The organism is Porphyromonas gingivalis ATCC 33277, from assembly GCF_000010505.1.
Classification (GTDB): domain Bacteria; phylum Bacteroidota; class Bacteroidia; order Bacteroidales; family Porphyromonadaceae; genus Porphyromonas; species Porphyromonas gingivalis.
The window spans coordinates 258,321-273,156 of sequence record NC_010729.1 but is presented as its reverse complement, the minus strand read 5'-3'; the positions used below and the strand labels follow the sequence as shown (position 1 = coordinate 273,156).

13 protein-coding genes and 1 pseudogene are annotated in these 14,836 nt (G+C 52.2%); 7 read left to right on the top strand and 7 right to left on the bottom strand.

Features of this window, described 5'->3' with window-relative positions; all coding sequences use genetic code 11:
- The first annotated feature begins 8 nt into the window (after positions 1-8).
- The gene (locus tag PGN_RS01215; protein ID WP_039417044.1) at positions 9-1,364 is read left to right on the top strand and encodes a lytic transglycosylase domain-containing protein; all 1,356 of its coding nucleotides are present in this window, start codon (positions 9-11) and stop codon (positions 1,362-1,364) included.
- A gap of 180 nt (positions 1,365-1,544) precedes the next feature.
- Here the strand turns inward: PGN_RS01215 and fabD are convergent, their stop codons facing one another.
- The 3 genes from fabD to PGN_RS01200 all read right to left on the bottom strand — a co-directional run bounded on the left by fabD (position 1,545) and on the right by PGN_RS01200 (position 5,075).
- Positions 1,545-2,426 (bottom strand): ACP S-malonyltransferase, encoded by an 882-nt coding sequence (fabD, locus tag PGN_RS01210; RefSeq protein ID WP_012457366.1) that lies wholly within the window; start codon positions 2,424-2,426, stop codon positions 1,545-1,547.
- A gap of 114 nt (positions 2,427-2,540) precedes the next feature.
- Entirely contained in the window at positions 2,541-3,995 is a 1,455-nt protein-coding gene (locus PGN_RS01205) for an aminoacyl-histidine dipeptidase (protein ID WP_012457365.1), read from the bottom strand.
- Positions 3,996-4,025: 30 nt separating this feature from the next.
- Positions 4,026-5,075 carry a lysylphosphatidylglycerol synthase transmembrane domain-containing protein gene (locus tag PGN_RS01200; RefSeq protein ID WP_012457364.1) on the bottom strand — a complete coding sequence of 350 codons (1,050 nt, stop codon included), beginning with the start codon at positions 5,073-5,075 and terminating at the stop codon, positions 4,026-4,028.
- 130 nt (positions 5,076-5,205) lie between these two features.
- Between PGN_RS01200 and rsmA the strand changes: the two genes are divergently transcribed.
- Genes rsmA through PGN_RS01180 form a run of 4 tightly spaced genes read left to right on the top strand, consistent with a single transcriptional unit; the run spans position 5,206 to position 10,197 of the window.
- Positions 5,206-5,982 (top strand): 16S rRNA (adenine(1518)-N(6)/adenine(1519)-N(6))-dimethyltransferase RsmA, encoded by a 777-nt coding sequence (rsmA, locus tag PGN_RS01195; RefSeq protein ID WP_004583779.1) that lies wholly within the window; start codon positions 5,206-5,208, stop codon positions 5,980-5,982.
- 31 nt (positions 5,983-6,013) lie between these two features.
- Positions 6,014-7,366 (top strand): magnesium transporter, encoded by a 1,353-nt coding sequence (gene mgtE / locus PGN_RS01190; RefSeq protein ID WP_004583778.1) that lies wholly within the window; start codon positions 6,014-6,016, stop codon positions 7,364-7,366.
- A gap of 18 nt (positions 7,367-7,384) precedes the next feature.
- The gene (locus PGN_RS01185; protein WP_012457363.1) at positions 7,385-8,890 is read left to right on the top strand and encodes a polysaccharide biosynthesis C-terminal domain-containing protein; all 1,506 of its coding nucleotides are present in this window, start codon (positions 7,385-7,387) and stop codon (positions 8,888-8,890) included.
- Positions 8,887-10,197, top strand: a complete 1,311-nt coding sequence (locus PGN_RS01180) for a hypothetical protein (protein ID WP_012457362.1) — start codon at positions 8,887-8,889, stop codon at positions 10,195-10,197. Before PGN_RS01185 ends, PGN_RS01180 begins: the two co-directional genes overlap by 4 nt.
- On the opposite strand, the gene PGN_RS12265 is transcribed toward PGN_RS01180, so the two are convergent.
- Positions 10,156-10,275 carry a DUF1661 domain-containing protein gene (locus PGN_RS12265; protein ID WP_179857504.1) on the bottom strand — a complete coding sequence of 40 codons (120 nt, stop codon included), beginning with the start codon at positions 10,273-10,275 and terminating at the stop codon, positions 10,156-10,158. The genes PGN_RS01180 and PGN_RS12265 overlap by 42 nt on opposite strands.
- Before the next feature lie 19 nt (positions 10,276-10,294).
- On the opposite strand from PGN_RS12265, the pseudogene PGN_RS12260 reads away from it, so the two are divergent.
- A pseudogene (locus PGN_RS12260) lies at positions 10,295-10,357 on the top strand (hypothetical protein); the annotation flags it as partial.
- A gap of 123 nt (positions 10,358-10,480) precedes the next feature.
- The gene (gene gpmA / locus PGN_RS01170; protein WP_005875265.1) at positions 10,481-11,227 is read left to right on the top strand and encodes a 2,3-diphosphoglycerate-dependent phosphoglycerate mutase; all 747 of its coding nucleotides are present in this window, start codon (positions 10,481-10,483) and stop codon (positions 11,225-11,227) included.
- Between the two features lie 135 nt (positions 11,228-11,362).
- Here the strand turns inward: gpmA and PGN_RS01165 are convergent, their stop codons facing one another.
- The 3 genes from PGN_RS01165 to hemH are packed head-to-tail and all read right to left on the bottom strand — an operon-like array spanning position 11,363 to position 14,546.
- The gene (locus PGN_RS01165; RefSeq protein ID WP_012457360.1) at positions 11,363-12,511 is read right to left on the bottom strand and encodes a glycosyltransferase family 4 protein; all 1,149 of its coding nucleotides are present in this window, start codon (positions 12,509-12,511) and stop codon (positions 11,363-11,365) included.
- Positions 12,512-12,527: 16 nt separating this feature from the next.
- Entirely contained in the window at positions 12,528-13,502 is a 975-nt protein-coding gene (locus tag PGN_RS01160; RefSeq protein WP_012457359.1) for a lipopolysaccharide kinase InaA family protein, read from the bottom strand.
- A gap of 6 nt (positions 13,503-13,508) precedes the next feature.
- Positions 13,509-14,546 (bottom strand): ferrochelatase, encoded by a 1,038-nt coding sequence (hemH, locus tag PGN_RS01155; protein WP_012457358.1) that lies wholly within the window; start codon positions 14,544-14,546, stop codon positions 13,509-13,511.
- Positions 14,547-14,836: the final 290 nt, after the last annotated feature.

The following is a 14,836-nucleotide window of genomic DNA, read 5'->3' as shown; positions in this document are numbered from 1 at the left end:
CTCTCCTTATGCTCCGGATGAAATACTGCCTCCTCCCTGCCCTCATTGCCTTTCTGGCCTTTCTGCCGGTCCGATCGTCCTATGCCATAGGTCGTTACACCCCGGCAGACTCTACCCAAGAGCTTCGCGATGCAGCCCGTCGCCTCCTGCCCTCTTCTTCCTTGGACAAGGATTTGGAGAGACTCCTCCGCACTTGGCATAAAGGATATTCCACCAAGACAAAACGTGGCGAGCGTCCGTGCGTCAATTCCGATACGGGTCCTTATACATCGGACTCCGTGTACATCCGGCGACTTTCCGCCCTGCCATCGGCTGTTCCCATACAATTCAACCCTGCCGTCAAGCAGTGCATCAAGCTCTACACCGAGGAACGTCGTCGCCTTGTCCGCTATATGCTCTCTCTGGCCGACCTGTATTTCCCTCAGATCGAAGAGACACTCGACCGTCATAACCTCCCGATCGAGCTGAAGTACCTGACCATCGTGGAGTCGGCTCTCAACCCTACGGCAGTATCGCCGGCCGGAGCAGCCGGTATCTGGCAGTTCATGCTGGCTACGGGCAAGATATACGGACTCACTATAAACAGCCTCGTCGACGAACGGCTGGATCTGCAGAAAAGTACAGAGGCTGCCTGCCGCTACTTCAAGGACATGTACGACCTCTATCGCGACTGGCTCCTCTGCATCGCGGCTTATAACTGCGGACTCGGCAATGTGAACAAAGCCATCCGAATGTCCGGTGGCAAGACCGACTTCTGGGAGATCTATCCCTACCTTCCTCGCGAAACGCGGAACTACATCCCGCTCTTCATCGGTGCATACTATGCCATGCACTACCATATCGAACATGAGATCTGTGCCGGAGAGACAGGCGTTCCTTTGGCTACGGATACGATCATGCTGTCCCGACAAGTATCTTTCGATCGCATTCGTCTATTGTCCGGTGTGAGCAACGACGAATTGCAACTGCTCAACCCTCAATACAAAAGGGGGATCATCCCCGGTAATACCCAGCTGTGCCGACTACGCCTTCCCGTCGCTTTCATCAAGAAATTGGACAAGGTTCGCGATTCGCTTTATTCCCCCGACTTGGAGGCTTCGGTATCGGATTTCCCTGAGCAAGGCGGACAACACTCGGGAGGATCGGGACGAACCGCCATCTTCCATAATGTCAAGCAAGGTGAGACGCTCTTGTCCATCGCCAAACGTTATGGCACTACGGTAGCAGCCATTAAGAGGGCAAACGGCTTGAAGTCCTCCTCCGTCAAGCCCGGTCAGAGGCTGCAAATCACTAAAAGTTCGGCTTCCGGCACCAAGAAAAAGAGCAAGTACAGTGCCAAGCGAAAGTCCCGCAGGAGGAAATAATCCTCCGCCTCCCTCTTCCGAATAGACCCGAACCGCCTATCTTCTCCAAGACGAATGACAAGGAGCATCCGGAGAAAAAGGTAGTCGTATAAGCCTGCGAGCAATAAAAAAGCGGTGTGCCGGAGTCGCTGTTTGGGCGATCTCGGCACACCGTTTCTCTTAAAGGGTCTTAAGACCTGATTACTGACGTCCTTCCGTTGTCGCTTCAGGAGTAATTTTCTTCACCAAACCCTGCAATACATTTCCGGGGCCTAACTCCATAAAGTGGTCGGCACCATCGGCTGTCATATTCAGCACACTCTGTGTCCAGCGAACCGGTGCCGTCAGCTGTGCTATCAGGTTCTTTTTAATCTCTGCCGGATCAGTGACGGCAGAAGCCGTTACGTTCTGATAGATGGGGCAGATCGGCTGACTGATCGTAGTCTCTTCGATGGCTTTTGCCAGCTCTTCACGAGCCGGTTCCATCAGAGGGGAATGGAATGCTCCACCGACAGCGAGCTTAAGAGCACGCTTGGCTCCGGCTTCCTTGAGCAGTTCGCAAGCTCTGTCCACTCCTTCTACCGAACCGGATATAACGATCTGTCCCGGGCAGTTGTAGTTGGCCGGTACGACAACTTCATCGGTCACTTGGGCACAGATTTCTTCCACCTTTTCATCAGGCAGACCCAGTACAGCCGCCATAGTCGAGGGGCGTACTTCGCATGCTTTCTGCATGGCCATGGCACGTTTCGATACGAGACGAAGACCATCTTCGAAGGTCATGGCACCTGCTGCGACCAATGCCGAAAACTCTCCGAGCGAGTGGCCTGCCACCATATCGGGACGGAAGTCTTCGCCCATCGTCTTGGCCAGAATCACCGAGTGGAGGAAGATCGCCGGCTGGGTCACTTTGGTTTGTTTCAGCTCCTCTGCCGTGCCGTTGAAGAGGATGTCCGTAATGCGAAAGCCTAATATCTCATTGGCTTTTTCAAAATATGCTTTGGCCTCGGGGTTCTGTTCGTACAGGTCTTTTCCCATTCCTACAAACTGTGCTCCCTGACCGGGGAATACAAATGCTTTCATCTCTGTTTCGTTATTGTTTTGATTATAATTCCGATTGTTCTGTTTCACCTCTTTAATTCGTAAGACCTATCCCTAAAAACGATAGCAGATACCTCCGAACTCGACTTCTACTCCTTACACTCGCTCCAGTACTTTTACCAGTACTTCCCATGTGCGAGCTACGGATTCGATATGAATCCTTTCGTCCGGAGAGTGCGGCGATTGGAGTTCGGGACCTACCGAGATCATGTCCATATCCGGCATTACGCCTTGGATGATACCGCATTCCAGACCGGCATGCATCACCTGTACTTCGGGCTTTTGGCCGTAATACTCTTCGAAGACTTTGCTCATCACATCGAGAATGTGCGACCGGATATTAGGTTGCCAGCCGTTGTACGAGGCGTCGAATTCCACTCGTGCTCCTGCCAATGAGAAAACGCTCTCGATGGCCGATGCTACCCACATCTTGCGCGATTCGGAAGAGCTACGCACCAGGAAACGTACGGAGATTGCTCCTTCCTTAGCCGTGATCAACGCCAGATTGGATGATGACTCTACCGTACCGGGGAAGTCTTGGAGCATGGACTGCGGGCCATTGACGCAGGCTTCCACGGCATTGATCAGACAGTCTTGGATCTCTTCGGGAATAATCATTCGGGGACATTCGATACGACTTGCCTCGAACTTGATGTTTTCCTCTATGCCGCTGAATTCCTTACGGAACAAATCCTGGTAGTCGGATACCAGTTCCCAGACAGCTTCGGCCTCTTCTTCCTGAATGGTGATAACGGCAAACGCTTCGCGCGGAATAGCATTGCGGAGCGATCCTCCCTCTACCCATGCCAAGCGAGCACCATAGAATCCTACAGCCTCTTTCAAGAATCTGAACATCAGTTTATTGGCATTGGCACGTCCGAGGTGAATATCGACACCCGAATGTCCGCCTTTGAGTCCTGTCAAAGATATCTTTACGCCTATTTCTTCGTCCGAAACCAGCTCTTCCTCCTTATATTCGAGCGTGACATTGACATCAATACCTCCCGCACAGCCTACGAAAAGCTTGCCTTCTTCCTCCGAATCTATATTGAGCAGGATGTCACCACGAGAGAACCCGGGCTTGAGACCATTGGCACCGTCCATTCCCACTTCTTCGTTGATAGTGAAAAGAGCTTCCAGCGGACCATGTTTGAGCGTTGGGTCTGCCATAGCTGCCATGGCATAAGCCACTCCGATACCGTTATCGGCTCCCAGAGTAGTGCCTCGAGCTTTCACCCACTCTCCGTCGATATATGCATCGATGGGGTCTTTGGTGAAATCATGATCGATGTCCGAATTCTTTTGAGGCACCATATCCAAGTGCGATTGGAGGGTCACGATCGGTTTGTTTTCCATGCCCGGTGTGGCTGGCTTGCGAATGATGACATTGCCCACCTCGTCCTGCTCGGTCTCCAAACCAAGCCTCTTACCGAAGTCGAATACGTACTTGGTCACCTCGTCCATCTGTCCGGTAGGTCGGGGTATTTGTGTCAGGTCGTAGAAGTACTCCCAGACAGCTTGTGGTTTGAGGGTTTTGATCTCTGTTGACATAACTGTGAAAAGTGTTTTGGATGATTGTTGTTAATTGTTTGACTGTTTTATGCGATCGTATTTCTTATTGACAAAAGGAAGCAAGCCGATAGCCACGAACCCGACGGCCGTAGTCCAAACGGTTTGAGTCGTGTGTACCACCAAGGCAAATGCTCCGGCATCTTCTTTCGTCACGCCGAAAGCCACAAGAGTAGCAATAACCATGAAGTGCCACGGCCCTACGCCCCCCTGTACGGGTACGGCTACGGCTATGCTGCTCATGGCGAAGCTGATCAACCCCACTCCCATCCCCAACGATCGTGTAAAGTCGAAAGCAAAGAATGTGGTGTAGAAGTAAAAGAAATATCCTACCCACAAGAGGATGGAATATAAGATGAAGAGCCACTTGTGCTCCATATGCCAGATAGAGCGAAGCCCCTCCAGTATCCTACCGATGAGTGCTGCTACTTTGCGAATGGGGCCTACGTGTGAGAGGTATTTATAGAGCAAGAAGAAAAGTAGCCCGATACCTACAACAGCAACGTATAGCCAGATGGAACTGAAAATGGTAAAAAAGCCTTGTGTCAGTTGTGGATTGCGAGCGAAAAAAGCGGAGAAAAACCCTTGAAAGCCCATCATGATACTCAATGTGATAAGTCCGACCATCACCAAGTCCATGATCCTGTCCATAAAAAGCGTACCGAGGAGTTGGGGGAAAGGTATTTTCTCGTAGCGGCTTTCTTCCGCGCATCGCCAAAATTCTCCGGCACGGGGCAGAGCCATATTGACCGTGTAATTGCCCAAAGTAGTCAGAATGGCATTGATTTTCCGTGGATGAGGAGAAGCCAAAGGCTCTATGAGGAGTTGCCAGCGCAGGCCGCGTATACAGTTGGCGGCCAATCCGAACAAGAGAGAGAAAGCTATGATGTAGTAATTGACACCGTCGCGGACGATCTTGCCGATGGCGGAGAAATCCATTTTGCGGTACACTAACCAGAGGAGCAGACCGCCTATGGCGAGAGGAATAATGACCTTAGCTACTGATTTCCATCTGTCAGACTTATCCGCGGGCATTATTTCTTGCCCTATATTATTAGTCATTTAGTTGCTCTTATCTTGACAAATCATTTTGCTATTTAGATTACCCTTAGTACGATCCCATTAAAATAACAATCAAAATATCGTACCTTAGCATTTTCTAAACAACGCAAATATAAAGAATTTATATTTCATGATGCGAGTAAAAGCCAAGAAGGCACTGGGGCAACACTTCCTTCGCGATCTGAGTATTGCAGAGCGAATAGCCGACACCCTCTCCGAGCATAAAGCATTGCCTGTACTGGAGATCGGGCCGGGTATGGGAGTGCTTACGCAGTTCTTACTTCGCAAGGGGCATGATGTTCGCGTCATAGAGATCGACGGTGAATCCGTCAGCTATTTGCGAGAAGAGTTTCCCGAACTTTCCGATCGGATCATAGAGGGCGATTTTCTGCACTATCCTTTGTCGGAGCTGTTCCCCGGAGGACGACAATACTGCCTGATAGGCAATTATCCCTACAATATCTCCAGCCAGATTTTCTTCCGCCTGTTGGACGTTCGCGAGCAGATTCCCTGTTGTTCGGGGATGCTGCAGCGCGAAGTGGCTATGCGACTTGCATCGCCTCCCGGGAAAAAAGATTACGGCATATTGAGCGTGTTATTGCAGCTTTGGTACAATATCGAATACCTCTTCACCGTAGACGCTTCCGTTTTCGACCCCCCGCCCAAAGTGCAGAGCGGTGTAATACGTCTGACACGCAATGACCGCAAGGAACTTCCATGTAGCGAGAAAGCCTTGAAAACAGTGGTGAAAACAGCTTTCGGACAGCGTCGGAAAACGCTTAGGAACTCTCTTCGCGGTATCTTGCCGGCCGGTTTCGATCGTTTCGACGAACCCGTTTTCTCGAAGCGACCGGAGCAGTTGTCTCCGGATGATTTCATCGCACTTACACTCCTGTTGCAGCAATAGCATTTTCATCCCCCCTGATTAACGAATTCTTATGGACTTCACGAAAGAATATCTTCACAATCTTCGCGAGATCATCGACCAAAAGCGCGATGCGGATGCTCTCGACCTGATGAGCAAGCTCCACCCCGAGGATATTGCGGCTCTCTATGACGAGCTGGATCTGGACGAGGCTGTCTACCTCTACCTCCTGCTCGATGGAGAAAAGGCCGGTCTCGTACTCTTGGAGCTGGATGAAGATGAGCGAAACAAGGTCCTCGAAAGGATTCCTTCCGAGACCATCGCCGGAAAATTTGTCGGCAACATGGAGACCGACGATGCGGCCGAGCTGATTCGTGAGCTGGACGAAGACCAGCAAGACGAGATTCTCAGTCAGGTGACCGATATAGAGCAGGCCGGAGATATTATCGATCTGCTCAAGTACGAAGACGATACAGCCGGTAGCCTCATGGGTACCGAGATGATAATCGTCAATGAGAACTGGAGTATGCCCAAATGTATCGAAGAGATGCGTTTGCAGGCAGAGGATGTGGACGAGATATACTACGTCTATGTCATCGACGATGAAGAACGGCTCAAAGGAGTGCTGCCACTGAAGAAACTGATCACCAGCCCTTCCGCTTCCAAGATCAAGTATGTGATGAAGACCGAGCCTATTTCCGTCAAAGACAATGACCCGATCGAAGAAGTCGCGGAGAAGATAGAGAAGTACGACCTCGTGGCTCTGCCGGTGGTGGACAGTATCGGTCGTTTGGTAGGCCGGATCACCATCGACGATGTGATCGACGAAATTCGCGAACAGCACGAGCGCGACTATCAGCTTGCATCGGGTATTTCGCAAGATATAGAAGCATCGGATAAGGTCTATATGCAGACCGCAGCACGCCTGCCGTGGCTTCTCATCGGCATGGCGGGAGGACTGGCCAACTCCATCCTCTTGGGAGGATTCGACTCCCTCTTTGCCGCCAATCCCAAGATGGCCCTCTTCATTCCGCTCATTGGCGGCACAGGCGGCAATGTGGGCATCCAGTCTTCGGCCATCGTGGTACAGGGGCTGGCAAACAATAGTCTGAAGCAGGCCAAGCTCTGGAGTCTCATAGCCAAGGAAGTCGTCGTAGCCCTGATCAATGCCTCTATCATCAGCCTTGTCGTCTTCCTGTTCAACTACTTTTTCCTCGGTGACGTCCTCGTCATGTCTGCCGTCTCCATCAGCCTCTTTTCCGTCGTATTGTTCGCCAGCATATTCGGGACTATGGTGCCGATGCTGCTGGATCGATTGAAGATAGACCCGGCCATAGCCACCGGCCCCTTTATCACCATTACGAATGACCTCATCGGGATGATGATCTATATGCTTGTGGCCACGCTGCTTGCTCAGGCCTTGTAATTTCGGACGGGACGAGCTATGGGGATTGTCGAACGCCAGAGTATCAAAGGAACCCTCGTCAGCTATGCAGGTGCTTTCATCGGCTTCCTGACCACTTTCCTTATTATCACCGAATTTCTTACCCCCAAGGAAGTCGGTCTGACCCGTAATATCGTCGAAGCCGCTACGCTGATCAGCAGTTTTGCACTCCTCGGGCTTAACTCCTCTGCCTTCCGATTCTACCCCTACTTCCATAGTGAGAGCGGAGAAGCCTCCCCCGATGGAGTTCGAGACAATGGTTACTTCTACTACATGATGGCGATAGCCCTTATCGGAGGAGTACTTATGACCCTTTTGATGCTGCTGGCCAAAGGCCCCTTCGTGACCATGTTCAGTCGCAATAGCCCCGAACTGGTGGACTTTTACTATAGTATCGTCCCCTTGTTCGTCTTCATGCTCTTTTGGTCTGTCTTCGAACTCTACGCCACACAACTGATGCGAATAGCCGTGCCCAAGCTGATCCGCGAGGTAGTGCTCAGGCTGATGCTGATCGTCGTTTATCTGCTCTATGCCTTTCGATGGGTCAGTCTGGAAGTTTTCATCGCCATATTTATTGCAGCCTATGCCGCATGTATGCTCTTGCTGTTGGCTTATATCCGGCGAATCGGCAAGGTCAATCTCCGTCACAATCGGGGCTTTCTGACACCGGAGCTGAAGCGCAATTTTCTCCGCTACACCCTCTTCTATGTCGTAGCCAGCATAGGCAGCAAGCTCAGCAGCCGCTTGGATCTCTTCATGGTCAGCTCTCTGGACAAGGGCGGATTGGATTCGGGTGGTATTTTCTCTATTGCTTTCTATATGGTAGCCGTGGTGGAAATACCCTCCAGATCCCTGCTCAGCGTCTCTTCTCCCTTGATGGCCGACGCCATGAAACGGAACGATCTGGTCAAAGCCGACGAACTCTTCAAGCGCGTCTCGTTGCATCAGCTTCTTTCCGGTGGCCTTATCTTCTTGCTTATTTGGTTCAATATCGACAGCATCTTCTCCATCCTCCCGAACGGTCACCTCTATGCCGCCGGCAAATATGTGGTTTTCTATTTGGGAATCGCTAAGATGATCGAAATCTCGCTGAACTACGGCAATCCGATCGTGAGCTGTTCCAAGTATTATCACTGGAATCTTTACTATACTTTCCTCGTCACCATTCTGGCCGTGCTCACCAATCTGTGGCTGATCCCTGTTTTGGGAATCAACGGAGCGGCCATTGCCACGCTCCTGACCACGCTGCTGAGCTATGGCGTACAGCAGTTTATGATCAGCCAGAAGCTGCATGCTTCGCCCTTTTCTCCGGCCCTTTTCCGTCTGTTGGCTCTCTTCGCCCTCCTTTTTGGTGCCAATGCCTTGATACCTCATGTCGATTCTCCCTGGCTCGATATACCCCTTCGTTCCATCCCCATCGGAGTAGGGGCACTTGTGGCAGTCTATGCCATGCGCCTGTCTCCCGAGTTCAATAGAGCCATAGACAAATATCTCCGTCGCCGATGAGCCTACTACGTCGATTCTCTTCTCGCCTTTATGCCCTCGCTCCCAAACGGATGCAGTATATCATCACAGAGGGAAAACGACGCCTGTGCCGCCTAACGGTAGAGCCCCGGCTCATTCGCGAAGCACAGCAGCGCAACGATGAGCTAAAAAAGAAACTATGCGGCAAGGAAACCATCAATGTCGTATTCCTCGCCGTGTACGACTCCATGTGGAAATACGATGCCCTGTTTGCTGCCATGCTCCGGCATCCGCGCGTTCGGCCTATACTCATCGTTTGTCCGGCGGACAATCTGCCGGCCGGCGAACAGGGCGAACTCCTGCAAAAGACGCTTGCTCACTTTCAGGCCAAAGGCTTCGATCCACAGCCGGCTTGTCGGGACAATGGAGAGGTGAGAGACATTCGGGCTGAATTTACACCGGATTACATTTTCTATACCACACCTTACGACATCCAGTTGCCACCGCCCCTTCGCCAGAGGGCCTTCCCCGATATACTCACCTGCTACAGCCTTTATGGCTATCCCCTCGAAGAGTATCCTGACTGGTACGACCTCCTGTTTCACAATCTTCTGGGATACTACTTTTTGGTTTCGGAAGAAGACCTTCGCATCTACTCGCGACTCTCTCGCGTGAGGGGATACAACGGAGTGGTCAGCGGAGCACCTTTGTTCGATGCTTTCTCCTCCGAAATGAGGAGTCGAACGGAAAAAAATAATGAGGAGCTACCCCTCGTAATCATCGCTCCGCACCATTCGATAGAGCCTTGGGGATATAGCCTGTCCAATTTCCTCGATTATGCGGATACCTTCCTCCGACTGGCACGGAAGTACGAAGGCCGATTGCGCTTTGCTTTCAAACCACATCCGATACTCAAGACCAAACTCTATGCTCCGGAATCGTGGGGACGCGAACGAACAGATCGGTACTACCGGGAATGGGCAGATATGCCTCATGCCGAATTGGCCGAAGGAGCTTATGTCGATCTCTTTTGTCGCTCTTCGGCTCTCGTACATGATTGCAGTGCTTTCACCGTGGAATATCAGATCGTGGGGCGTCCGGCCCTCTTTATGCGGAAGAACGGACGCCTTCCTCACGGGCTCAACCGAGCTGCCCAAGAGGCCTTCGCGTTGCATGATATGGCAGATTCTGCGGAAGACATCGATTCGTTTCTCCAAAAGATAGCAGAGCGTAGGCCCGATCCAGTAGCCGATAGGCGTCGGGTCTTCATCCGGGACTATTTGCTCCCTCCCCGAGGGGCTACTGCCTCAGAGGTCATCATCGACACTTTGCTCACATCGCGTTCGTAAAATCGTCGGTTCTCCACGCCCAAAAACGTGGTTCGGGAACTTTTTCGTTTTGGTTCGGGAATGAAAAAATTCCCGCACGAGAACGAAAAAATTCCCACGCCACTTCCTTTCAGCTTTTGGTTCGCAGTCCGGGCGATTTTCGGCTCGTATTTTTCCCTGATCGACGGAATGACTCTGCGCCTTGATGCCGTTTTTCTTCTATTTGTATCGGCTGTTCTTGCCATAAGCATGGCATTGAACTTTAATCATTATTTTCGCACCGGACTTTGATTACAGTGTAATTATGAAAAGAATAGTATTGATTCGCCACGGCGAAAGCTTGTGGAACAAGGAAAATCGCTTTACGGGATGGACAGATGTGGATTTGTCCGAAAAAGGTATTGAAGAAGCCAAGAAAGCCGGCGAGCTCATGAAGAAAGAAGGCTTTCAGTTTACCAAAGCCTATACTTCCTATCTCAAACGTGCCGTCAAGACCCTGAACGGTGTCCTCGATGTAATGGACTTGGATTGGATACCGGTGGAGAAGACCTGGCGTCTGAACGAGAAGCACTACGGCATGCTGCAAGGCCTCAACAAGGCCGAGACTGCCGAGAAGTACGGAGATGAACAGGTACTCATCTGGCGTCGCAGCTACGATGTTCCCCCTACGCCTATGGAGAAAGAGGATCCGCGCTCTCCGTTCATGGATCCGCGCTACAAAGGTGTGTGCGAGAAAGACCTGCCACTGACAGAAGCTCTCTGCGACACGGTAAATCGTATCCTCCCCTACTGGAACGAGACCATATTCCCTACACTCAAGGAGCATGACGAGGTATTGGTAGCGGCTCACGGCAACAGTCTGCGTGGTATCATCAAGGTGCTGAAAAACATTTCGGACGAAGACATCATCAGCCTGAACCTCCCGACAGCCGTGCCTTACGTTTTTGAATTTGACGACAATCTCCGGCTGGTGAAAGACTATTTCCTCGGCGATCCCGAAGAAATCAAAAAGCTGATGGAGGCAGTAGCCAATCAGGGCAAGAAGAAGTAAATCCTGTCGCCGGCCTTTTTCATTCTGCTTTTCGATAGAGGGCAAGGAGAAAGAATAAGAAGAGAGCGTTGCACCGCTAACAGTCGTGCAACGCTCTCTTTTCATTTCATCTTTTTTGCTCGGTTGTCGCAGATGTTATTTGCTCCGGAGGTCTTTCTCCTGCAAGACCTTGTCATACACATGCATCAGGGATTGGGCTACGGCTTCGGGCGAAAAACGTTCTATATAGGCACGTCCGTCGGCTATCATCTTCTCGCGCAGAGAACTGTCGGAGAGGATCCTGTCCAGCATGGATGCCATCATTTCGGCATCGTCGGGGTCGGTGTACAGGGACGAAGGGCCTCCGGCTTCTTCCAGACACGAACCCGTGGCAGCAACGACCGGCACACCTGAAGCCAAAGCTTCGACGATCGGGATGCCAAAGCCCTCGAAGCGCGAAGGATAGACGAATACCTCTGCTCCGCGATAGATACCCGGCAGGAAGGCAAACGGGACATCATGCAGCATGATGAGCCGGTCTGCCACACCTAATCGCTCTGCACACTGCTGCACCTCCGCACAGTACGGCGTGCGCTTCCCTACGGCGACGAGCCGAATATGTCGGTCACGGCAATGTGCCAAAGCCTCCACAGCCAGTCGGAGGTTCTTCCTTGTCTCGATACTTCCCACATAGAGCAGGTAACGCTCAGGCAAAGCATACCGCTCTCCGGCTCTCGACTCATCCTCCGCTGTAGCCTGTCCGAAAGCCGGCGAACAACCCTGATAGACGACATCGATCCGATCGGCAGGCACGTGGAAAAATTCCATCACATCGCGCTTGGTCTGTTCGCTTATCGCTATCACCCTGTCGGCACGACGGGCAGCATGGCCGTATTTGAGCCGATACAGCAGCCTGTCCACAGGCTTATAATAGTGCGGATAGCGAATGAAGATCAAGTCGTGGATCGTTACCACCGTGGCGATACCCTTGCCGTATATACCGAGTGGCAATTCGTGGCTCAGACCGTGGAAGAGATCGATGCCCTCTTTTTGCAGTCGAGGCACCACGCCGAAGTTGCGCCAAAACGTTCCTCCCATACGTCGCCCTTCGGGAAGCAGCCATTCTATACCCTCGCGTTGCTGCAAGGCGGAGTACAGAGCCGGATTGCCCTTCGCGGGAGAACAGAGGTAGTAGCGGTGTTCGGAGTGAAAGGCGGCCAAGGCTTCGACCACGAAGCGGCTGTAATTGCCCAACCCGGTGGCGTTGGATGTGATTCTCTTGGCATCAAAAGCTATACGATTCATTCGGTTTCCTTTTTTCTTATTGAACGTTTTTCGGCGAGGAATATCCTTCGGCTCTTTTCAGTGTATGGCGCAGGTCGCCCACTTCAAGATAGGATGTGTACAGATCGTTCTCGATACGGAAGAGACGGGTGCAGCCCGTGAGTTTTCGGATAAGGCGTACCGAGCGATAGCGGATATATGCCCGACGGAAAGCGGAGCGGCTCATTCGCTTTTGTTCGCGCACCAATGCCTTGCGAGCATACTTGCGGACTTTGCTGCGGAAGAACCGATCCGATTCGCTTTGTACCCCTTCGACCACTCCGTCCGTATTCAAACCCTGCGCCTCTGCATAAAATTCGGCAAGCTGCTTGCTCACTGCCGGACAAAAGCTCAGACGTGCAAAATTGGCATAGGCTTTCCGTCCCTCAATCGGCTTGTCGTAGAACTTCATCCGGTTCAGGTCTATGAGGTAGAACGAATACTCGCCTTTCTCGTCTGTCCGATACAGTACGTTGCCCGGCGATAAATCAATGTGATGAATGCCTGCTCGGTGCATTCGGGCGATGAATCCGGCCAGCGCACGGAGCAAGGCCTCGCCTCCTTCCACTCCCTGCATGGAGAGACGAATATCCCGACAGTCGTGCATGCTTTCGCAGACGTAGTAGCTCCTGCACAGAAGCCCTTTTTCGCGTTCGATGGCATAGCCCGACGGTCGCGGAGTGCCGATGCCGCATCGCCCCAGCCGTATGGCGTTGCGATAAGAGCGAGCAGCCTTCGAGGGGCGGAAAAATGAGTAGACCACGCGCTGAATGGCAATAGGGATTCGGAAGCTCTTCACCACCTGCTCTCCCTGTGCGGTACGGACGGCGTAAAGCCGGTTGCGCGCCTCGTATATCACCCTCGGCCGATCGGAGTCGGGTACGGCACCGCCGGATTCTTCCCGGCGGATGGCTTCGACGGCTTGCCTCAGGAGGGGCAGGTCTGTCGGTATATCGGTATGATAACTGAGCATGCTGTATTATTCCTCTAAAATGTTTCGGAGAGCATCGATCCAATTCGCCCCGCTATTGAGACAGGGGATGTAAGTGAAGTCCGCACCTCCTGCTTTTTTGAAAATGCTTTGTCCATGATCGGCTACTTCTTCGAGGCTCTCCAGACAGTCGCACACGAAGGAGGGGCAGGCTATGAGGATACGTTTTGTTTCCTCTTGAGGCCAAGCGGACAGTCGTTCGATCAAATAGGGGCGCAGCCATTCGGTATGGCCTACACGTGACTGGAACACCTGCTCCACCTGCTCCTCGGCCAAGCAGAGTGCCTCGCGGATGAGAGCCGTCGTCCTGTAAGTCTGATAGCGGTAGCAGACGTTTGCCGTAGGATCCTCCTCCGTGCAGCATCCTTCGGGATGCCGGAGGTCCAAAGCCTGTCGGGTGGTCTTGTCCAAATGATCGCGAGGGATGCCGTGATAGGAAAGGATGAGCTTGTCGAAAGGCTTCGTCAGATAGGGTCTGATGTTATCGGCAAGGACACGAATATAGGCTTCGTGCGCGTAGAAAGGCTGCACGACGCGGAAGGAAAGATTCGGACAAAGGCGCCGGATTTCGGCCTTGCAATGCTCCACGGCCGTCTCGTAGCTGCTCATGGCGTAGTGCGGGAAGAGCGGGAGGACGACGAGGCTTCGGCCGTGTGGCAGCTCCTTCAGCACATCGGCCACAGTCGGCTTGCCGTAGCGCATGGCTACATGGACATCTCTGCCCGTATGTGCCAGTGCCCGGGCTATGGCTTTCGTATGCGATATGAGGGGGAAAGACCGGGTGCTTTCGTCCCAAACGGTCCGATATTTTTGTGCCGAACTTTTCTTTCTGAAAGGAGTGATGATACCTCTCACGAGTAGCTGTCTCAGGAGAAAAGGCAAGGTGATGATCCTCCTGTCGGTCAGAAAAGAATTGAGGTAGCGCGCCACGTCCTTCACCTCAGGGCTGTCCGGCGAGCCGATATTCAGCAGCAATACCACCTCTCTCGCACCCTTATTGTCATCGGTTCTTCTACGATCTGCCATAATTTCAGGACGAAGATAGGTAAGATTCCGTTCGTGTCTCTTATTTTTCTCGATCCCATTCTCTAAATAAATGAGAGCATTAACGGAGTAAGGAAGTCGTATTTGCCGAAGCCCGGATGTGCAACAAATAAAGGGATCGACTCTGCGGCAAAAGGATTCGACGAAAAGGCCGTGCGACAGTCTCACTCTCTGCAAGGGATATACGGGTACTTTCGGCGAAAGAGGGAATGTCCGACAGGAAATCTGCATTGCGGGGCCGAAATGCAGATTTCCCGACGAACAATGACATT